Source organism: Kitasatospora sp. NPDC001527 (assembly GCF_040298605.1).
Classification (GTDB): domain Bacteria; phylum Actinomycetota; class Actinomycetes; order Streptomycetales; family Streptomycetaceae; genus Kitasatospora.
The window spans coordinates 40,146-59,424 of the sequence record NZ_JBEPAM010000037.1; the positions used below are offsets into that span (position 1 = coordinate 40,146).

The 19,279-nt window shown below is 72.8% G+C and carries 17 protein-coding genes; 5 read left to right on the top strand and 12 right to left on the bottom strand.

The window, feature by feature from the left end; all coding sequences use genetic code 11:
• Positions 1 to 121: 121 nt before the first annotated feature.
• The 5 genes from mltG to ABT238_RS27610 all read right to left on the bottom strand — a co-directional run bounded on the left by mltG (position 122) and on the right by ABT238_RS27610 (position 5,551).
• Positions 122 to 1,351 carry an endolytic transglycosylase MltG gene (gene mltG, locus ABT238_RS27590; RefSeq protein ID WP_350570289.1) on the bottom strand — a complete coding sequence of 410 codons (1,230 nt, stop codon included), beginning with the start codon at positions 1,349 to 1,351 and terminating at the stop codon, positions 122 to 124.
• A 110-nt stretch (positions 1,352 to 1,461) separates the two neighbouring features.
• Positions 1,462 to 1,941 carry a Holliday junction resolvase RuvX gene (gene ruvX, locus ABT238_RS27595; protein WP_344325577.1) on the bottom strand — a complete coding sequence of 160 codons (480 nt, stop codon included), beginning with the start codon at positions 1,939 to 1,941 and terminating at the stop codon, positions 1,462 to 1,464.
• A gap of 16 nt (positions 1,942 to 1,957) precedes the next feature.
• Positions 1,958 to 4,627: an alanine--tRNA ligase gene (gene alaS, locus ABT238_RS27600; RefSeq protein ID WP_350795731.1), complete on the bottom strand. Its 2,670-nt coding sequence runs from the start codon at positions 4,625 to 4,627 to the stop codon at positions 1,958 to 1,960.
• The gene (locus tag ABT238_RS27605; protein WP_350795740.1) at positions 4,627 to 5,070 is read right to left on the bottom strand and encodes a DUF6167 family protein; all 444 of its coding nucleotides are present in this window, start codon (positions 5,068 to 5,070) and stop codon (positions 4,627 to 4,629) included. The genes alaS and ABT238_RS27605 overlap by 1 nt, the downstream gene beginning before the upstream one ends.
• A 4-nt stretch (positions 5,071 to 5,074) precedes the next feature.
• Positions 5,075 to 5,551 carry a DUF948 domain-containing protein gene (locus tag ABT238_RS27610; RefSeq protein WP_350570294.1) on the bottom strand — a complete coding sequence of 159 codons (477 nt, stop codon included), beginning with the start codon at positions 5,549 to 5,551 and terminating at the stop codon, positions 5,075 to 5,077.
• Positions 5,552 to 5,799: 248 nt separating this feature from the next.
• Here ABT238_RS27610 and ABT238_RS27615 point away from each other — a divergent pair, with 248 nt between their 5' ends.
• Positions 5,800 to 7,332: an ATP-binding protein gene (locus ABT238_RS27615; RefSeq protein WP_350570296.1), complete on the top strand. Its 1,533-nt coding sequence runs from the start codon at positions 5,800 to 5,802 to the stop codon at positions 7,330 to 7,332.
• 108 nt (positions 7,333 to 7,440) lie between these two features.
• Positions 7,441 to 7,734, top strand: a complete 294-nt coding sequence (locus ABT238_RS27620) for a tetratricopeptide repeat protein (protein ID WP_350570346.1) — start codon at positions 7,441 to 7,443, stop codon at positions 7,732 to 7,734.
• Positions 7,735 to 7,822: 88 nt separating this feature from the next.
• On the opposite strand, the gene rpsD is transcribed toward ABT238_RS27620, so the two are convergent.
• The 3 genes from rpsD to ppk2 form a co-directional block, all read right to left on the bottom strand.
• Entirely contained in the window at positions 7,823 to 8,437 is a 615-nt protein-coding gene (gene rpsD / locus ABT238_RS27625; RefSeq protein WP_350570297.1) for a 30S ribosomal protein S4, read from the bottom strand.
• Between the two features lie 313 nt (positions 8,438 to 8,750).
• The gene (locus tag ABT238_RS27630; protein ID WP_350570299.1) at positions 8,751 to 10,160 is read right to left on the bottom strand and encodes a replication-associated recombination protein A; all 1,410 of its coding nucleotides are present in this window, start codon (positions 10,158 to 10,160) and stop codon (positions 8,751 to 8,753) included.
• 80 nt (positions 10,161 to 10,240) lie between these two features.
• On the bottom strand, positions 10,241 to 11,026 hold the full coding sequence (gene ppk2 / locus ABT238_RS27635; RefSeq protein ID WP_350570348.1) for a polyphosphate kinase 2: 786 nt from the start codon (positions 11,024 to 11,026) through the stop codon (positions 10,241 to 10,243).
• A gap of 273 nt (positions 11,027 to 11,299) precedes the next feature.
• Between ppk2 and ABT238_RS27640 the strand changes: the two genes are divergently transcribed.
• Entirely contained in the window at positions 11,300 to 12,229 is a 930-nt protein-coding gene (locus tag ABT238_RS27640; RefSeq protein ID WP_350570300.1) for a LysR family transcriptional regulator, read from the top strand.
• A 3-nt stretch (positions 12,230 to 12,232) separates the two neighbouring features.
• On the opposite strand, the gene ABT238_RS27645 is transcribed toward ABT238_RS27640, so the two are convergent.
• From ABT238_RS27645 to ABT238_RS27660, 4 genes are all read right to left on the bottom strand, one after another.
• Positions 12,233 to 12,679: a GNAT family N-acetyltransferase gene (locus tag ABT238_RS27645; RefSeq protein ID WP_350570301.1), complete on the bottom strand. Its 447-nt coding sequence runs from the start codon at positions 12,677 to 12,679 to the stop codon at positions 12,233 to 12,235.
• 161 nt (positions 12,680 to 12,840) lie between these two features.
• Positions 12,841 to 14,631: an aspartate--tRNA ligase gene (aspS, locus tag ABT238_RS27650; RefSeq protein WP_350570303.1), complete on the bottom strand. Its 1,791-nt coding sequence runs from the start codon at positions 14,629 to 14,631 to the stop codon at positions 12,841 to 12,843.
• Positions 14,628 to 15,890: a histidine--tRNA ligase gene (hisS, locus tag ABT238_RS27655; protein WP_350795790.1), complete on the bottom strand. Its 1,263-nt coding sequence runs from the start codon at positions 15,888 to 15,890 to the stop codon at positions 14,628 to 14,630. Before hisS ends, aspS begins: the two co-directional genes overlap by 4 nt.
• Positions 15,891 to 15,901: 11 nt before the next feature.
• Positions 15,902 to 16,609, bottom strand: coding sequence for an MBL fold metallo-hydrolase (locus ABT238_RS27660; RefSeq protein ID WP_350570307.1), 708 nt, complete (start codon positions 16,607 to 16,609; stop codon positions 15,902 to 15,904).
• Between the two features lie 280 nt (positions 16,610 to 16,889).
• Here ABT238_RS27660 and ABT238_RS27665 point away from each other — a divergent pair, with 280 nt between their 5' ends.
• A complete protein-coding gene (locus ABT238_RS27665) occupies positions 16,890 to 17,726 on the top strand; it encodes a peptidylprolyl isomerase (protein WP_350570308.1) in 837 nt (278 codons plus the stop codon).
• Positions 17,727 to 17,988: 262 nt separating this feature from the next.
• Complete coding sequence (locus tag ABT238_RS27670; protein ID WP_350570309.1) at positions 17,989 to 19,218, top strand: DUF349 domain-containing protein; 1,230 nt, start codon at positions 17,989 to 17,991, stop codon at positions 19,216 to 19,218.
• Positions 19,219 to 19,279: the final 61 nt, after the last annotated feature.

Here is a 19,279-nt window from a genome sequence, read left to right on the forward strand (position 1 = left end):
ATCGGCCCGGTCGCCCGGGACGGCGTCCCGGCTGCTTGTCGAACCGGCGTGCTAGCGCAACACCTGGACGGAGACGCTACCGTACCGCAGTCGACGCCAGGGCCGGGCCGCCGCCCGGCCCTCAGGGCGCCCCCGGCGAGGCCGGGGCGGACGCGGAGGCCGACGCGCTCGCCGACGCCGAGGCGCTCGCCGCCGCCCGGTTGGCGTTGAACTCCGCGACGTTCTTCTGCTGCACCTCGAAGCTGTCGGTGAACCGGGTGTCGCCGGGCTTCACGGTCACGAAGTAGAGCCAGTCCCCCGGCGCCGGGTCCACCGCCGCCATGATCGCCTGCCGCCCCGGGTTGGAGATCGGCGACGGCGGCAGCCCCGCGTGCTTGTACGTGTTGTACGGGGAGTCGAGCCGGGTGTCGGTGACGCTGGTGTTGAGCGTGGAGCGCCCGAGCGCGTAGTTGATGGTGGAGTCCAGCTGGAGCGGCATGTTCTTGGCCAGCCGGTTGTAGATCACCCGCGCCACCTTGCCCATGTCCTCGACGTTGTCGGCCTCCCCCTGCACCATGCTGGCGATGGTCACCAGCCCGTACAGGGTCTGCCCGAAGTTGGTCGCGACGACCTCCGCGTCGTCCCGGACGAACTCCTTGCCGGCCCGCTCGACCATCTGCTTCAGCAGGTCGACGGCGGTGGTCTCGTCGGTGACGGCGTACGTCGCGGGGAACAGGTAGCCCTCCAGGTTGCCGCCCGCGGTCTCCGGCAGCCCCAGCTCGGCGGCCTGCTCCTCGGCCGCCTTCTCGGTGGTGCCCTCGGGCAGCTGGAGCTTCTTGTCGATCGCCGCGTAGATCTGACTGCCGCGCCAGCCCTCGGGGATGGTGAGGCCGTTGGCGTTGGCGGGGTCGATCAGCACGGCGAGCGCCGCGGCCGCCGACATCTTCTGCCGCAGTGTGTAGGTGCCGGGCTGGATCCGCCCGGCCGCCGCCGCGCTGCCCCTGGCGGCCCGGGTGAACGCGAGCGAACTCGCGACCACGCCGTTGCGCACCAGCGCGGACGCGATCTGGCTGAGCCCGGCACCCTCCGGCACCGAGACCTGCACCGCGCCGGCCCCCTCGCCCGTGTAGTCGGCGGCGGCCGGGGGCTTGCGCTGCCCCTGGAGCCAGCTGAACCCGGCCAGCCCGATCCCGCCGAACACCGCGACCAGCGACAGCGCGGTCAGCAGGCAGGCCAGTCCGGTGCGCAGCCGGCGCGGATCGGGCCCGTCGGGGCGCGGGGCGGGCGCGCCCGGCGGGCGGCCCTCCGGCTCGGTCGGCGGCGCACCGAGGTGGCCGGGGCTCAGGCCGGGTGTGAGGTCCAGGTCGGTCACGGCGTCCCCTCGGCGGTCCGCGCGGCAAGCGGCGCGACGGCAACGGCAGAGGGGTCCGTGCCGGACGCGCGTCCGTACGGACCCCTCTTCGGGACGTTAGAACAGGCCGGTCAGCCCGCCGCCTCGACGCTCTCACCGGGCGGGCGTCCGCTCACCCGTTCGGACTCAAGGGCGGTCTGCAGGATCACCACGGCGGCGGCCTGGTCGACCACCGAGCGGCCCTTCTTGGCCTTGACCCCCGAGGCGCGCAGCCCGTGGGTCGCGGTGACCGTCGACATCCGCTCGTCGACCAGCCGGACCGGCACCGGCCAGAGCCGGTTGGCCAGCCGGGCCGCGTAGCCGCGGACCTTCTCGGCCGCCGGGCCCTCCTTGCCGCTGAGCGAGCGCGGCAGCCCGACGATCACCTCGATCGCGCCGTACTCCTCGACGATCGCGGCGATCCTGGCCTGCGACTTCACGCCCGCCGGGACGGTCTCCACCGGAGTGGCGAGCACCCCGTCGGGGTCGCAGGACGCGACCCCGATCCGGGCGTCCCCGACGTCGACGGCGATCCGCCGCCCGCGCCGGAAGGGCTTCTCCTCGAACTCCATCAGAACGCGGACCCCATCAGGAGGCACGCTCCGCGACGAGGCCGCGCACCGCGGTGACGGCCTCGTCGATCGCGGCCGGGTTGGTGCCGCCGCCCTGGGCGACGTCGTCCTTGCCGCCACCGCCGCCGCCGAGGGTCTTGGCCGCGGTGCGGACCAGCTCGCCGGCCTTGATGCCGCGGCCGCGGGCGTCCTCGTTGGTGGCGATCACGGTCAGCGGGCGGTCGTTCGCCACGGTGAAGGCGGCGACCACGGCCGGGCGCGAGCCGAGCCGGCCGCGCACGTCCAGGACCAGCTTGCGCAGCTCGTCCGCGCCGGTGCCGTCGGCGACCCGGGCGGCCACCACGGCCACGCCGTGCACGTCCTCGGCCGAGTCGGCCAGGCCCGCGGCGGCCGCGAGCACCTTCTCGGCGCGGAAGCGCTCGATCTCCTTCTCGGCGTCCTTGAGCTTGGCGAGCATGCCCGAGATCTTCTCCGGCAGCTCCTCCGGGCGGCCCTTGACCAGCTCGGTCAGCTGGGCGACCACGGTGTGCTCACGGGCCAGGAAGCGGTACGCGTCGGCGCCGACCAGGGCCTCCACGCGGCGCACACCGGAGCCGATCGAGGACTCGCCGAGCAGCTTCACCAGGCCCAGCTGGGCGGTGTTGCCGACGTGCGTGCCACCGCACAGCTCCTTGGAGAAGTCGCCGATGGTGACGACGCGGACCTCGTCGCCGTACTTCTCGCCGAACATCGCGATGGCGCCGGCCTTGCGGGCCTGGTCCATCGTCATGACCTCGGCGGTGACCTCCAGCTCGCGGGTCAGCACGTCGTTGATCTTCTGCTCGACGTCGGTCAGCACGCTGCCGGGCACGGCGGCGGGCGAGCCGAAGTCGAAGCGGAAGCGGCCCGGGGCGTTCTCCGAACCGGCCTGGGCGGCCGTCGGGCCGAGCGCGTCGCGCAGCGCCTGGTGGGTCAGGTGGGTGGCCGAGTGGGCGCGGGCGATCGCCCGGCGGCGCTCCACGTCGATGGTGGCGTACGCGGACGAACCGAGCACGACCTCGCCGAACAGCACGCCGCCGGAGTGCACGATGACGCCCGGGACGGGCTGCTGCACGTCGCGGATCTCGACGACCGCGCCGGAGTCCAGCCGGATCCGGCCGTGGTCGGCGAGCTGGCCGCCGCCCTCGGCGTAGAACGGGGTGCGGTCGAGGATGATCTCGACCTCGTCGCCCTCGGAGGCGGCCGGCGCCGGGGCGCCGTTCACCAGCAGGCCGACCACGGTGGCCTCGCCCTCGGTGAGGGTGTAGCCGGTGAAGACGCTGGCGCCCGAGGTGTCGGCGACCTCGCGGTACGCGGCGACGTCGGCGTGGCCCATCTTCTTGGCCTTGGCGTCCGCCTTGGCACGGTCCCGCTGCTCCTGCATCAGGCGGCGGAAGCCGGCCTCGTCGACCTGCAGGCCCTGCTCCTCGGCCATCTCCAGGGTCAGGTCGATCGGGAAGCCGTAGGTGTCGTGCAGCTTGAACGCCTGGTCGCCGGAGAGCACCACGCCGCCGGACTGCTTGGTCTCGGTGACCGCGGCGTCCAGCAGGTTGGTGCCGGCCTTCAGGGTCTGCAGGAAGGCCGCCTCCTCGCCGATGACGACCGTCTCGATGCGCTTGCGGTCGCTCTCCAGCTCCGGGTACTGCGGGGCCATCGCCTTGATCGCGGTGTCGATGAGCTCCTTGGCCACCGGCTCGGTGGCGCCCAGCAGGCGCATGTTGCGGATGGCGCGGCGCAGGATGCGGCGCAGCACGTAGCCGCGGCCCTCGTTGCCGGGGGTGACGCCGTCGCCGACCAGCATCAGCGCGGTGCGGATGTGGTCGGTGACCACGCGCAGCGAGACGTCGGCCTTGTGGTCGGCCCCGTAGCGGTGGCCGGTCAGCTCGGCGGCCCGGTCCAGGATCATCCGGCTGGTGTCGATCTCGAAGAGGTTGTCGACGCCCTGCAGGATGGCGGCGAGGCGCTCCAGGCCGAGGCCGGTGTCGATGTTCTTGCTCGGCAGGTCGCCGAGGATCTCGAACCCGTCCTTGCCGTCGCCGTGGCCGCGCTCGTACTGCATGAAGACCAGGTTCCAGATCTCCAGGTAGCGCTCGCCGTTGACGGCCGGGCCGCCCTCCTCGCCGTACGCGGGGCCGCGGTCGTAGTTGATCTCCGAACACGGGCCGCACGGGCCGGGGACGCCCATCGACCAGAAGTTGTCCTTCATGCCGAGGCGCTGGATCCGCTCGGCGGGCACGCCGATGACCTCGCGCCAGATCTGCTCGGCCTCGTCGTCGTCCTGGTAGACGGTGATCCAGAGCTTCTCCTTCTCCAGGCCGTAGCCACCGTCCGCGACGGGGCTGGTGAGCAGGTCCCACGCGAACTTGATGGCTCCTTCCTTGAAGTAGTCACCGAAGGAGAAGTTGCCGCACATCTGGAAGAAGGAGCCGTGCCGGGTGGTCTTCCCGACCTCCTCGATGTCCAGGGTGCGCACACACTTCTGGACGCTGGTCGCGCGCGAGAACTGCGGCTTGACCTCGCCCAGGAAGTAGGGCTTGAACGGGACCATGCCGGCGTTGACCAGCAGCAGGGTGGGGTCGTCGGCGACCAGGGACGCCGACGGAACGACGGTGTGGCCGCGCTCCTCGAAGAAGCGCAGCCAGCGGCGGCGGATCTCTGCCGACTCCATTAGTGGTCCTTCCGGTTGGTACCGCCCCGCGGCGGAAGCGCGCGCCGGGGCGTTTTCTCGATGGCTTGGGGGGTGGTGCCGGTCCCGTCGGAGGACCCGCGGGCACGGCTGGGCGGAGGCAGGGCGGCGGCCGGGCTCCCGGGCGCCGCCGAGATAGCTCGGTACTGGGGCTCGCCGCGCAGCACCCCGCTGCGGCGGCGCGGCTCGACGACGGCGGTGCCGTCCAGCCCGAGGTCCTCGCGCAGCTGCTCCTCGCGCTCGGTCATGCCGGCCCGCACGTCCTGGGCGAACTGCTTGGCCAGGTCGCCCAGGTGCAGCGCGCCGCGGGCGGCGGTGCCGGAGAGGCTGTCCGGGGTCAGCCGGTGCACGGCCTCGTTGGCCTTGTTCACGGCCCAGACGGTGGCGCCGGCGCCGACCGCCATCCAGAAGATGCGTCGCACCATGCCGTCAGCCCCTCACCGCGCGCCGGACCCGGGAGAGCAGGCCGTTCCTGGGCGCGGTCGCGGCGCGCACCTCGGCCCGGATCAGCCGGGCCAGCTCCTCGCGCTCGGCCGGCTGGGTCGGCAGCGTGGCGGTGCCCTGCTGCTTGGCGACCGCCTTGCGCACGCCGTAGCTGAACGCCGCGACCTTGACCAGCGGGCCACCGAGGGTGGCCGCGACGGTGGAGGAGAGCGCGTTGGCGTTGGCCGCCGCGTCCTGCACGTTGGCGGTGATCTCGTCCACCCGCTCCAGCTGCTCGTTGGCGCTGCGCACGGCGCTCCCGGCCTCGGTCAGCAGCGGCACGGCCTGCTCGGTGACGGCGGAGACCAGGACGGTGGCCTCCTTGAGCACCCGCGACAGCCGGACCAGCACGACCGCGAGCAGGGTGACCAGGACCGCCCAGAACACGGCGACGAGCAGGCCGGCCAGCTCTCCCACGGACACCTTTGCGCGCTCCCTCGCCTTGCGGTTCATCGGGCACCCATGCCCTAGGGAACCCTATCGCGACCGCACGGACTTTCCGGACCGGGTTTCCCGCGCGGGGCCGCGCGCCGATCCGACCGGGTGTGCGATCCGCGCGCGTAACCTACCCGCCGGTCACCTCGTTCAGCCGGGCAGGCCGCCACCCAGGCGGCCCAGACGGACGGACGCCCGGGCCGCCCCGGCCCGGGCCTCGAAGCGGGGAGCAGGGTTTGGACGGGGAATCGACACCGCGGCCGGACCGGCCGGCGCCGGGGCGGCTCCCGGCGGAGGCCACCGGCTCCGTCGGCCGGCAGCGCGAGCTGACCGGCGGCGATCCGGCGGCCCTGCCGCGCCATCGGACGCTGCGCACGACGATCGGCTGGAGCCATGAGCGCTGCACAGTGCAGGAACGTTTACTCTGGGCGCGCCTGTCGGTCTTCGCCGGCGGCTTCGACGTCGACGCGGCCGAGTACGTCTGCACCGGCGAGGGCGTCGACCCGGACGACCTGCTCGACCTGCTCACCGAGCTCGTCGCCAAGTCCGTCGTGCTGCGCGTGGAAAGCCGCCACGGCGCGCGGTTCCGGCTGCTGGACACGGCCCGCGAGTACGGACTGCGGTGGCTGCGGACGGCCGGCGAGGAGCGCCGGCTGCTGCGCCGGCACCGGGACTGGTACCTGGGCGTGGCCACCTGGGGCGAGGTCGAGTGGTTCGGCCCCCGGCAGGCGGAGACCGCCGAGCGCACCGGACTGGTGCACGCCGACCTGCGGGCCGCCCTGGAGTTCTGCCTGGCCGAACCCGGCGAGGAGCAGATCGCCCTGCAGATGGCCGGCACCCTCTGGTTCTACTGGGTCGGCTGCGGCCACCTCGGCGAGGGGCGGCACTGGCTGGACCGGGCGCTGGCCCTGGACCCGCGGCCCACCGAGGCCCGTGCCAAGGCCCTCTGGGTGACCGGCTGCACGGCCACCCTGCAGGGCGACCTGACCGCCGCCCGCCCCGCCCTGGAGGAGTGCCGCCGCCAGGCGCTGGCCACCGGCGACGACCGCGCGCTCGCCCACGCCGTGCACCGGCAGGGCCGCGCCGCTCTGATCGGCGACGAGCCGGCCCGCGCCGCCGAGCTGTTCGAGGAGGCGCTCTGGCACTACCGCACGATCGGCGAGCTCGACAGCAACGTGCTGATGGCGATGTTCGAGCTGGGCCTCGCCCACCTCTTCCAGGGCGACCGGGAGAGCGCCGAGCTCTGGCTCGGCCGGGTCCGCGAGCTGTGCGAGGAGCACGGCGAGCAGTGGGCGTACGCGTACGGGCTCTACGCGCTGGCGTACTCGCACTGGATGAACGGCGAGGTCCGCCCGGCCCGGACGCTGGCCCGGGAGAGCGTGCGGCTCCACCACCTCTTCAACGACCCGCTGGGCATCGTGCTGGCGATCGACCTGCTGGCGCTGCTGGAGACCGAGCCGACCGGTCCCGGCGAGCCGGGGAACCTGCGCGAGGCCCGGGTGCTGCAGGGCGCCGCGCACCGGATCTGGCGGACGGTCGGCGAGCCGTTCTTCGGCTCGCGCACCTTCAACGGCCCGCACCGGGCCTGCGAGGAGCGCGCCGTCGCCGGGCTGACCGAGCAGGAGTTCACCGAGTCCTTCGCCACCGGCGCCCGGCTCGACCTGGACGCCGCCGTGCACCGGGCACTGGGCGGCGGGCACCCGGACGGTCCGGGCCCGCGGCCCGGCCCCGGACCGCTGCCGCCGCAGCCCTCCCCGGTGGGGCGGTGAGGACCACCGGCGGACCCCGGGAATAGTTGAATCTTGTTCCTTGCTGGAGCGGGCGGAACCACCGTTCGGAAGGAGCACCCCGTGGCCAACATCGCCGACGAGTACCGCATGGCGAACTTCTACTTCGAGTCCAAGGCGTACACCGACGCAGCCCGGATGCTCGAAGGCGTGCTCGCCGAGGAGCCGACCAACCTCTCGGTCCGGCTGCTGCTGGCCCGCAGCTACTTCCACTCCGCCCAGCTGCGCAAGGCCGAGGCCGAGCTGCTCCGGGTGCTGGAGGCCGACCCGACCGAGGACTACGCCCGGCTGATGCTCGGCCGCACCCTGGAGCGCCAGGGCCGCGCCGAGGAGGCCCGCCCGCACCTGCGGCTGGCCGCCGCGATGACCGGCGAGGACCTCTGAGCCGCCACCCCCCGCACAAGGGGCGAGCCCCCGTCGCCACAAGGGCGACGGGGGCTCGCTGGGTACCGCAGGTGATACCGCTCGCGGGTCAGCGCGAGTAGTACTCGACGACGAGCTGCTCGTCGCAGATCACCGGGACCTCCTTGCGCTGCGGCGCGCGGTCCAGGCGGAAGGCCAGGGCCTTCAGGTTGACCTCGAGGTACTTCGGGGTCTGGCCCTCGCCCGCGTTGCCACCCTCACGGGCGACCTGGAACGGGACCTTCTCCTTGCTGCGCTCGCGGACGGTGACCACGAAGCCCGGCTTCATCTGGTACGACGGCTTGTTGACCTTGCCGCCGTTGACCTCGATGTGGCCGTGGACGACCATCTGACGGGCCTGGTAGATGGTGCGGGCGATGCCCGAACGCAGCACCAGGGCGTCGAGGCGGGTCTCCAGCTCGGCGACGAGCGCCTCACCGGTCTTGCCCTCGGCCTTCTTCGCGCGGTCGAACGCACGCGCCATCTGCTTCTCGCTCAGGTCGTACTGAGCGCGCAGACGCTGCTTCTCGACCAGACGGACCTTGTAGTCCGAGTTCTGCTTGCGGCCACGGCCGTGCTGGCCGGGCGGGTACGGGCGGGCCTCGAAGTACTTGACGGACTTCGGGGTCAGCGGCACGCCGAGCGCACGCGCGATCTTGACCTTGGGGCGCTTCTGGTTCGCCATGAACCAAACCTTCCTTGCTTACGAATACGGCTTCACCAGGTGTTGACGGAGGTCGCACGTCGCGGCCCGGAGAAAACCCCACCGCCCGAGGGCAGTGCGATCAGCCGCTCTCCGGAGCCGGGCACGAAGTGTGCTTGTCACACGGATCGAACCGGAAACCGGGTCGCCCGCGACACCGAAACGGTGCGCGACGCTCCTGGTGCGGACCTCCCGGAGGAGGTCTACGGCCACGGCCCCGCTGGTGCGGCCGGTCGGCTGGGTCTCCCCCGCCGCCGTCCCGGGACATGGCACTCCGCCCGAGTATACCGGCAGATCACTCGCCCTTTGACTCGGGCTTCTCCTCGCCCTTCGGCTTCGCCCTGGCAACCGGCTTCGGCTCCCCCCGCAGCCGCGCCCGGGTCCACTCCACCACGTCCGCGTAGCGGGCCTCGCCGCCGTGGCGGGTCGGCTGGTAGTACGCCTTGCCGTGCACCGCGTCCGGCGCGTACTGCTGAGCCGCGATGCCCTCCGGCAGGTCGTGCGGGTACCGGTACCCCTTGCCGTGCCCCAGCTTGCCCGCGCCGCCGTAGTGCGCGTCCCGCAGGTGCGGCGGCACCGGACCGGCCAGCCCCTGCCGGACGTCCGCGAGCGCCGCGTCGATCGCCAGGTAGGCCGCGTTGGACTTGGGCGCCAGCGCGAGCGCGATGGCCGCCTGGGAGAGGATGATCCGCGCCTCCGGGAAGCCGATCAGCGCCACCGCCTGGGCCGCCGACACCGCCGTCTGCAGCGCCGTCGGATCGGCCAGGCCGACGTCCTCGCTGGCCGAGATCATCAGCCGGCGGGCGATGAACCGCGGGTCCTCCCCCGCCTCGATCATCCGGGCCAGGTAGTGCAGCGTGGCGTCCACGTCGCTGCCCCGGATCGACTTGATCAGCGCGCTGGCCACGTCGTAGTGCTGGTCGCCGTCCCGGTCGTAGCGCACGGCCGCATGGTTGACGGCGGTCTCGGTGGTGGCCAGCGTGATGCTCGCCTCGCCCTTCTCCAGCGCCGCGCCGGCCGCCGCCTCCAGCGTGGTGAGCGCCTTGCGGGCGTCCCCGCCGGCGAGCCGCACCAGGTGGTCCTCGGCCTCCGGGCTGAGCTCCACGGCGCCCTCCAGGCCGCGCTCGTCGGCGACCGCGCGGCGCAGCAGCGCCCGCACGTCGTCGTCGGTCAGCGACTCCAGGGTGAGCAGCAGCGAGCGGGACAGCAGCGGGGAGATCACCGAGAAGTACGGGTTCTCGGTGGTCGCGGCGATCAGGGTGACCCAGCGGTTCTCCACGGCCGGCAGCAGGGAGTCCTGCTGGGCCTTGGAGAACCGGTGGATCTCGTCGAGGAAGAGCACCGTCTCGCGGCCGGTCATGCCGACCGCGCGACGGGCGCCGTCGATGACCGCGCGGACCTCCTTCACCCCGGCCGTGATCGCCGAAAGCTCGACGAACCGCCCCTCCACCGCCTGGCTGATGACGTGCGCCAGGGTGGTCTTGCCGGTGCCGGGCGGACCCCAGAGGATCACCGAGCTGGTCGCCGCGGGACCGCGCGCCCCCGCGACCAGCCGGCGCAGCGGCGAGCCGTCCTTGAGCAGCTGCCGCTGGCCGGCCACCTCGTCCAGGGTGCGCGGGCGCATCCGCACGGCGAGCGGCGCCCGGCCGGGCTCCTTGCTCTGGCGTTCCTCGGCGGCGGCGGTGAAGAGGTCCGGTTCGTCCACACCGGAAGCCTATGCGAGCCCGCCGACAGGGCGGCCGGACGGCCCGGCGGGAACGGACGGCGCGGACCGGACGGGGCCCGCTACGAGCCGAGGCCCGCCGCGTGGTCCGGGACGTACTTCTGCAGGTCGCGCGGTGGCCGCTGGTAGCCGCGGGAGGCCGGGCGCTCCGGCAGCTCCAGTGTGGGCGGCTTCACCTCGTGGTACGGGACGGTGGAGAGCAGGTGGGCGATCATGTTGATCCGGGCCCGCCGCTTGTCGTCGCTCTCCACCACGTGCCAGGGGGACTCGGGGGTGTCGGTGTGCAGGAACATCTCGTCCTTGGCCCGCGAGTAGTCCTCCCAGCGGGTGATCGACTCGACGTCCATCGGCGAGAGCTTCCACCGCTTCATCGGGTCCTCCAGGCGGTCCCGGAAGCGCTGCTCCTGCTCGGTGTCGCTGACCGAGAACCAGTACTTGCGCAGCAGCAGACCGGACTCGATGAGCATCCGCTCGAAGGTCGGGCACTGCTGCAGGAACTGCCAGTACTCCTCGTCGGTGCAGAAGCCCATCACCTTCTCCACCCCGGCCCGGTTGTACCAGCTGCGGTCGAAGAGCACGATCTCCCCGGCGGCCGGGAGGTGCTCGACGTAGCGCTGGAAGTACCACTGGGTGCGCTGCCGTTCGGTGGGCGCGGGCAGCGCGGCGACCCGGGCGATGCGCGGGTTCAGATACTCCGTCACCCGCTTGATCGCGCCGCCCTTGCCGGCCGCGTCGCGCCCCTCGAAGACCACCACCAGCCGGGCGCCCTCGGCGCGCACCCACTCCTGGAGTTCGACCAGCTCGTTCTGCAGCCGCAGCAGCTCGCGCTCGTAGGGCTTCCTCGCCAGGCGCTCGCCCGGACCGGTCCGCCCGCTGGGGGCGCTCTGCTCGCGCTGGGCCTTCGCTGCCACCCGGGTGCCTTTCGTTCGGTGGGGTGCTGATGACCCTTCACCGTACGTCCTCGAACGGGTTCCCGCAGGTCCGGGGGTCCGGCCGGGCAGCGGCGGCCCCCTGAACCGCCGCTGCCCGGCTCCCCCGTCGGACGGCCCCCGGGACCGGAGGACCCACCATGACCCACACCTGCCGGACCGGTCCAATTTCCGGTTCCATAACCTTGGGGCATGGATGTCGACACCCGCCTGCTGCGCAGCTTCGCCGCGGTCTGCGAGGAGGGCCAGCTGACCGCGGCGGCGGCCCGGCTGTTCGTCTCCCAGCCGACGCTGACCAAGCAGATCCGCCAGCTGGAGAGCCTGCTCGGGGTGGAGCTGTTCGAACGGTCGCGGCGCGGCATGGCCCCCACCCGGGCCGGCTGGGCGCTGGCCGCGCACACCGGGGCGCTGATGGCGGGCTGGGAGGAGGCGCTGCGCGCCACCCGGGCGGCCGCGGCGGACCAGGGCTCGACGCTGCGGGTGGGGTTCGAGGGCGGCATCATCAACCTGATGACCCAGCGCACGGTGGCGGACTTCGCCCGCCGGATGCCGGGCTGGCAGGTGGAGCTGCGGCAGAACAACTGGTTCGACCCGACCTCGGGCCTGGCCTCGGGCGAGATCGACCTGACGCTCTGGCACGCCCCGCCGTCGCTGTCCGAGCGGTACGGGGTGGCCGTGCTGGGCGAGGAGGCGCGCTGCGCGGCGCTGCCGGCCGGGCACCCGCTGGCAGCGCGGACGGTGATCGAGTTCGAGGAGTTGCTCGACGAGCCCTTCGTCGCGATCCCGCACGAGGCCGGGCACTGGCGCGACTACTGGCTGGCGGTCCGGGAGCGGGGCGGGCGACCTGTGCGGATCGGCGCGGTGGCGCACAACACCGACGAGTGGCTGGCCGCGGTGGTGTGCGGCCAGGGCGTCGGTTTCGCCCCGGAGACGATGAGCCGGCTGGCACCGCGCGAGGATGTCGCGTACCGGCCGGTGCGGGGGTTGAGCCCGAGCCAGGTCGGGCTGTACTGGCCGAAGGACCGGGAGCCGACGCCCGCCATGACCGCGTTCGTGCGCAGTTGCCGCGCCACACTGGGTCTCGGAGGAAAGCCGGCCCGGTCGGCCAGGGCGGCGCAGTAGGGACTAGACCGCCTCGAAGGGCTCGGGGTAGCGGCACAGGCCGCGCGGCGAGCCGTCGTAGGCCGGCAGCGCGAGCGCCTGGAAGTACCCGTCGGGCACCTCGAACGGACCGCTCACCTCGTGCCCCTGGGCCGGGACGAAACCGAAACGGCCGTAGTAGTCGGGATCGCCGAGCACGACGACCAGTTTCTCGCCGGCGTCCTCGGCGGCCGACAGCGCGGCCCTGACCACCAGCTCGCCGACGCCCTTGCGCTGCCACTCCGGGGCGACGGCGACCGGCGCGAGCGCCAGCCCCTTGCCCTTGCCGACCCGCAGCCGGGTGAGCAGCGCGTGACCGACCACCAGCCCGGATTCGTCGACCGCCACCACCGAGAGCTCCGGCAGCCAGGCCGGGTCGCGGCGCAGCGCGTCGACCAGGTCGGCTTCGTCGGGGCCGGGGAAGGCGGCCATGTGGACACGTCTGGTGGCGGGGACGTCCTCAGGACACTCGATCCTGGTACTGACCTTCACAGGGAACCCTCTCTCTGTCGCACGCCGTTGTGCACCGGCCCCGGACAGCGGAAATGCCGTCCGGGGCCGTGAAAGGTTAGCCGATGTCGGCCGACGGGGTGTCAGGCGTTCGCCTGGCCCTCGGACTTGCCGTCCTCGCGGACCTTCGGCCGGGCGTCCACGCCCGCCTCGCGCCGCTGCGCCGGGGTGATCGGGGTGGGGGCGCCGGTCAGCGGGTCGCCGCCGGTGGACGTCTTCGGGAACGCGATGACGTCCCGGATGGTGTCGTACCCGCCGAGCAGGGTGACGATCCGGTCCAGGCCGAAGGCGACACCGCCGTGCGGCGGCGGGCCGTAGTTGAAGGCGTCCAGCAGGAAGCCGAACTGCGAGGCCGCCTCCTCCTCGGAGAGACCGATCGCGTCGAACGCCCGCTTCTGCACGTCCCGCTGGTGGATACGGATCGAACCGCCGCCCAGCTCCGAGCCGTTGAGCACCAGGTCGTAGGCGTTGGACAGGGCGGTGCCCGGGTCGGTGTCGAAGGTGGCCAGCGACTCCGCGGTGGGGGCGGTGAAGGGGTGGTGCACGGCGTGCCAGCCCTGGAAGGCGCCCTTGTCGTCCTCGATCGGCTCGAACATCGGGAAGTCGACGACCCACAGGAAGGCCCACTGGGACTCGTCGATCAGGCCGCAGCGGCGGCCGATCTCCAGACGGGCGGCACCGAGCAGCTCCTGGGAGGCGCGCTCCTTGCCGGCCGCGAAGAAGACGGCGTCGCCGTTCTTGGCGCCGGCGGCGGCGGCCAGGCCGGCCAGGTGCTCCGCGGAGAGGTTCTTGGCGACGGGGCCGCGCAGCTCGCCGGTCTCGGCGTCGATGAGCACGTAGGCGAGGCCGCGGGCGCCGCGCGCCTTGGCCCAGTCCTGCCAGGCGTCGAGCTGCTTGCGCGGCTGCGAGGCGCCGCCGGGCATGACCACGGCGCCGACGTACGGGGCCTGGAAGACCCGGAAGTCGGTGCCCTTGAAGTACTCGGTGAGGTCGGTCAGCTCCTGGCCGAAGCGGACGTCCGGCTTGTCCGATCCGTAGCGGCCCATGGCGTCCGCGTAGGTCATCCGCGGCAGCGGGTTGGGGATCTCGTAGCCGTGGACCTCGCGCCAGATGGCGCCGATGATCTTCTCGCCGAGGGCCAGGACGTCCTCCTGGTCGACGAAGGAGGCCTCGATGTCCAGCTGGGTGAACTCCGGCTGGCGGTCGGCGCGGAAGTCCTCGTCGCGGAAGCAGCGGGCGATCTGGTAGTAGCGCTCCATGCCGGCCACCATCAGCAACTGCTTGAACAGCTGGGGCGACTGCGGCAGCGCGTACCAGTGGCCGGGCTGCAGGCGGACCGGGACGAGGAAGTCGCGGGCGCCCTCGGGGGTGGAGCGGGTGAGGTACGGCGTCTCGATGTCGAGGTAGTCGTTCTCCTCCATCACCCGGCGGATGATGTTGTTGACCTTGGAGCGCAGGCGCAGGCCCTTGGCGGGGCCCTCGCGGCGCAGGTCGAGGTAGCGGTAGCGCAGGCGCACCTCCTCGTTGACCGTGCCGGGCTCGTACTCGGCGACCGGGAACGGCAGCGGGGCGGCCTCGGAGAGGACCTCGATCTCGCTGACGACGACCTCGACGGCGCCGGTCGGGATCTCCGGGTTCTCGTTGCCCTCGGGCCGCACGCGGACGTCGCCGACCACCTTGACGCAGTACTCGGCGCGAAGGCCGTGCACCGAGTCGAGGTCGCGGACCACGATCTGCACGGTGCCGGAGGCGTCGCGCAGGTCGATGAAGGCCACGCCGCCGTGGTCGCGGCGGCGGGCGACCCAGCCGGCCAGGGTGACGGTGGTGCCTGCGTGCTCCGGGCGGAGCGTGCCCGCGTCGTGCGTGCGGATCACAGCTGCTTCTCCTTCAGGGTGGTGACGAGTGCGTCGAGGGCGACGGGGTTCTGCTCGCCGGTGGTGAGGTCCTTGAGCTGGACGACGCCCTCGGCGAGGTCGCGGTCACCGGCGACGAGGGCGAAGCGGGCGCCGGAACGGTCGGCGGACTTCATGGCGTTCTTGATGCTCTTGACGCCGAAGGCGAGGTCGGTGGCGACGCCGGCCCGGCGCAGCTCGATCACCTTGGCGAACAGGACGTTCTTGGCCTCCTCGCCGAGCGCGACGGCGTAGACGGAGGTGGCGGCCGGCAGGTCGAGGGTGACGCCCTCGGCCTCCAGCGCCAGGAAGGTGCGGTCGACGCCGAGCGCCCAGCCGACCGAGGGCAGCGCCGGGCCGCCGATCATCTCGGACAGGCCGTCGTAGCGGCCGCCGCCGCCGATCGCGGACTGGGCGCCGAGGCCGTTGTGCACGAACTCGAAGGTGGTGCGGGTGTAGTAGTCGAGGCCGCGCACCAGCTTGGGGTCGTCGACGAAGGCGACGCCGTTCGCGGTGAGCAGCTCGCGCACCTTCTCGTCGTAGGCCTTGCAGTCCTCGCACAGGTAGTCGCGCAGCATCGGCGCGCCGCCGAGCTGGGCCTGCACCGACTCGCGCTTGTCGTCCAGCACCCGCAGCGGGTTGATCCCGGCGCGGCGCCGGCTGTCCTCGTCGAGGTCCAGGCCGGCCAGGAACTCCACCAGCGCGGCGCGGTAGACCGGGCGGCACTGCTTGTCGCCGAGGCTGTTGAGCAGCAGGCGGTAGTCGCTCAGGCCGAGCGCCCGGAAGGCGTCGTCGGCCAGGATGATCAGCTCGGCGTCCAGCGCCGGGTCCTCGGCGCCGATGGCCTCCGCCCCGACCTGCGAGAACTGGCGGTAGCGGCCCTTCTGCGCGCGCTCGTAGCGGTAGTAGGAGCCGGAGTACCAGAGCTTGACCGGCAGGTTGCCCTGCTTGTGCAGGTTGGCCTGGAGCGCGGCGCGCAGCACGGAGGCGGTGCCCTCGGGGCGCAGCGCGAGCTCGTCGCCGCCCTTGGTGGTGAGGGTGTACATCTCCTTGGTGACGATGTCGGTCGACTCGCCGACGCCGCGGGAGAACAGCTTGACGTCCTCGAAGACCGGGGTCTCGACGTAGCCGTAGCCGGCCCGGCGGGCGGGCGCGGCGATCGCCTCGCGGATCGCCAGGAAGGTCGCGGAGCTGGGCGGCAGCAGGTCGTAGGTGCCCTTGGGGGCGGTGAAGGTGCTCAACTTCTCTTCCGTCACATTCCTCGTCGCGGGAAAGCCGGGGCGCCGGCCGCCCCCGCTGCCTGCCGGAGGTAGGGGTTGGTGGCGCGCTCGCGGCCGATGGTCGTCTGTCCGCCGTGGCCGGAGAGGACCACGGTGGCGTCGTCGAGGGGCAGGCACACCCGGGCCAGCGAGCGCATGATCGCGGCGCTGTCCCCGCCCGGGAGGTCGGTTCGCCCTATGGAGCCGGCGAAGAGCAGGTCGCCCGAGAAGAGCACCGGGGGAAGGTCCTCGGCGCCGGGCGTCCGGAACGTCACCGACCCCCCGGTATGGCCGGGGGCGTGGTCGACGGTGAGCGACAGGCCGGCCAGCTCCAGCACGCTGCCGTCGGTGAGCTCGCGCACGTCGTCGGGCTCGCCGACGGTCAGCTCGCCCATCAGCTGGGTGCCGAGCGAGCGGCCGAGCGCCTTCTCCGGGTCGCTCATCATGTAGCGGTCCTCGGGGTGGATCCAGGCCGGGACGCCCTTGGCTCCGCAGACCGGGACCACGGAGGCGACGTGGTCGATGTGGCCGTGGGTGAGCAGCACGGCGACCGGCTTGAGCCGGTGCTCGCGGACCAGTTCCTCGACGCCGGCGGCGGCCTGGTGGCCCGGATCGACGATGACGCACTCCTCGCCCGGCGCCGGAGCGACCAGGTAGCAGTTGGTGCCCCAGGCTCCAGCGGGGAATCCGGCGATGAACACGCGCGTCCTTCGGTGTCGGTCTTCGGGTCTTCGGCGTCGCGCGCCGTGACGGCCCCGGCTGCGGCTACGAACTGTGATGTAGGGGCAGCCTACCGGCGGTGCGGGTCCGGTTGCGAACCAGATGCGCGTGACAGGTTCACTTCGAGCTGAACGGTTCACCCCGTTCTTACGGTCGCGGTCCCTACACTTGGCCGCCAATGGGTGCGATGATCCGCATCGGCGTCGCACACAGACGAAGCCCCCACATCCGCGATCAGCACATCCGTAGGAGACAGAGCCGGTGGTCAGCAGCGAACAGCGGCGGCGGCAGCTCGCCCGGGAGAAGTACGAGCGCCAGATGGAGCGCCGGGCCGCGCAGGTGGCCGCGCGCAAGCGCCGCAACACGATCCTCGGCGCCGCGCTCGCCGTGGTCGTGCTGGCCGGAGGCGGCACCCTCTTCGCGACCGGCGCCTTCGACTCGGACGACAAGAAGAAGGACACCACCGCGCAGGCCGCGCCGACCCCGGAGGCGACCGAGCCCACCGTGCCGACCCGCAAGCCGGTCGAGGGCTGCGCGGAGCCGGCTCCGGGCACCCCGAACGGCAAGCAGTGGCAGGCCGAGCCGGCCATGACCGTCGACACCAAGGCGAGCTACGCCGTGACGATGGACACCAACTGCGGCAAGGTGACGCTGTCGCTGGACGCCGCCAAGGCGCCGCACACGGTGAACTCCTTCGCCTTCCTGGCCGGCGAGCAGTACTTCGACCACACCAAGTGCCACCGGCTCACCACCGGCGGCATCTTCGTGCTGCAGTGCGGCGACCCGACCGCCAGCGCCACCGCCCCCGGCGGCACCGGCGGCCCGGGCTACAAGTTCGCCGACGAGAACCTCACCGGCGCCACCTACCCGGCCGGCACCGTGGCGATGGCCAACGCCGGCCCGGGCACCAACGGCAGCCAGTTCTTCCTGGTCTACAAGGACACCCAGCTGCCGCCGAGCTACACCCCGTTCGGCACGATCACCGGCGGCCTGGACGTGCTCCAGAAGATCGCCGCCGCGGGCACCCTGGAGGGTGGCACGGACGGCCACCCGATGGCCGACGTCACCCTCAACTCGGTGACGGCCGCCAAGGGTTGATCCGCTCCGGAACCGTCCCCCGGCGCGCCGCGGCGCGCCGGGGGCGGCACCGGCCCGAAATCGCCCGGCCCGGATGCGGACAGCACCGGGCCTGGTCGCCTATGTTGGCGTTGTGTAGGGTGCCCAGACCCGCCGGCCGTCACCCTCGGCAGCAGGACACGGCGGACGGGGACGGCGGACTCATCGGTCCGCCGCACATCAACTGTGGACGACGGACGCGGACCGCCCCGGCGCGGGCGCGACGTCATGTGGAGGACGCGCTATGAGCAGCGACCCGTGGGGCCGTGTCGACGAGCAGGGCACGGTCTACGTCAGGACGGCCGACGGCGAACGCGTCGTGGGTTCCTGGCAGGCCGGCTCGCCCGAGGAGGCGCTCGCCTACTTCGAGCGCAAGTACCAGGGCATCGAGGTGGAGATCGGCCTGCTGGAGAAGCGGGTGCGCACCACCGACCTGGCCGCCAAGGACGCCCAGGCCGCGCTGGAGCACCTGCGCGAGCAGGTCACCGAGGCGCACGCGGTGGGCGACCTGGCGGCGCTGGCCCAGCGGCTGGACACGCTCGCCGGCGAGATCGAGAGCCGTCGCGAGGAGCGCAAGGCCGCCCGGGCCAAGGCCCAGGACGAGACCCGCACCGCCAAGGAGGCGCTGGTCGCCGAGGCCGAGCAGCTCGCCGAGTCCACCCAGTGGCGGGAGGCCGGCGACCGGCTGCGCGCCCTGGTGGACACCTGGAAGGGCCTGCCCCGCCTGGACCGCAAGAGCGACGACGAGCTGTGGCACCGTTTCTCGCACGCCCGCTCGGTCTTCTCCAAGCACCGCAAGTCGCACTTCGCGGCGCTGGACGCCGAGCGCGAGCAGGCCCGGCTCACCAAGGAGCAGCTGGTCTCCGAGGCCGAGGCGCTCTCCTCGTCGACCGAGTGGGGCGACACCGCGGCCGCCTACCGCGACCTGATGGCGCGCTGGAAGGCCGCCGGCCGCGCCCAGCGCGACGTCGAGGACGAGCTGTGGGCGCGGTTCCGCGGCGCCCAGGACGTCTTCTTCCAGGCGCGCTCCGCGGTGTTCAGCGAGCGCGACGCCGAGCAGGTCGCCAACCAGAAGCTCAAGGAGGCGCTGGCGGCCGAGGCCGAGGCGATCCTGCCGATCACCGACCTCAAGGCGGCCAAGGCCGCGCTGCGCGAGGTCAACGAGCGCTGGGAGGCCATCGGCCACGTGCCGCGCGACGTCCGCCCGAAGCTGGACGGCCGGCTGAACGCGGTCGAGCGGGCCATCCGCGAGGCCGAGGACACCGAGTGGAAGCGCTCCAACCCGGAGGCCAAGGCCCGCGCCGCCGGCATGGTCGGCCTGTTCCAGGCCAAGGCGGACAAGCTCCGCGCCGACCTGGACAAGGCCCGCGCGGCCGGCAACGCGTCCAGGACGGCGAAGCTGGAGTCCGAGCTGGCCGGCGTCCAGGAGCTGCTGGACCAGGCGCACCGCAGCCAGGAGGAGTTCAGCGGCTGATCCGGCCGCGGACGACACGGCGAGGGCCCCCGGGGACGATCCCCGGGGGCCCTCGCCGTCT

What these genes read in the sequence shown, in the direction of transcription:
- ruvX (WP_344325577.1), bottom strand. Translation starts at nt 1,941, where the DNA reads ATGGAGTTCGAGGAGAAGCCCTTCCGGCGCGGGCGGCGGATCGCCGTC.
- alaS (WP_350795731.1), bottom strand. Translation starts at nt 4,627, where the DNA reads ATGGAGTCGGCAGAGATCCGCCGCCGCTGGCTGCGCTTCTTCGAGGAG.
- ABT238_RS27605 (WP_350795740.1), bottom strand. Translation starts at nt 5,070, where the DNA reads ATGGTGCGACGCATCTTCTGGATGGCGGTCGGCGCCGGCGCCACCGTC.
- ABT238_RS27620 (WP_350570346.1), top strand. Translation starts at nt 7,441, where the DNA reads ATGGCGAACTTCTACTTCGAGTCCAAGGCGTACACCGACGCAGCCCGG.
- rpsD (WP_350570297.1), bottom strand. Translation starts at nt 8,437, where the DNA reads ATGGCGAACCAGAAGCGCCCCAAGGTCAAGATCGCGCGTGCGCTCGGC.
- ABT238_RS27640 (WP_350570300.1), top strand. Translation starts at nt 11,300, where the DNA reads ATGGATGTCGACACCCGCCTGCTGCGCAGCTTCGCCGCGGTCTGCGAG.
- ABT238_RS27645 (WP_350570301.1), bottom strand. Translation starts at nt 12,679, where the DNA reads ATGGCCGCCTTCCCCGGCCCCGACGAAGCCGACCTGGTCGACGCGCTG.
- ABT238_RS27670 (WP_350570309.1), top strand. Translation starts at nt 17,989, where the DNA reads ATGAGCAGCGACCCGTGGGGCCGTGTCGACGAGCAGGGCACGGTCTAC.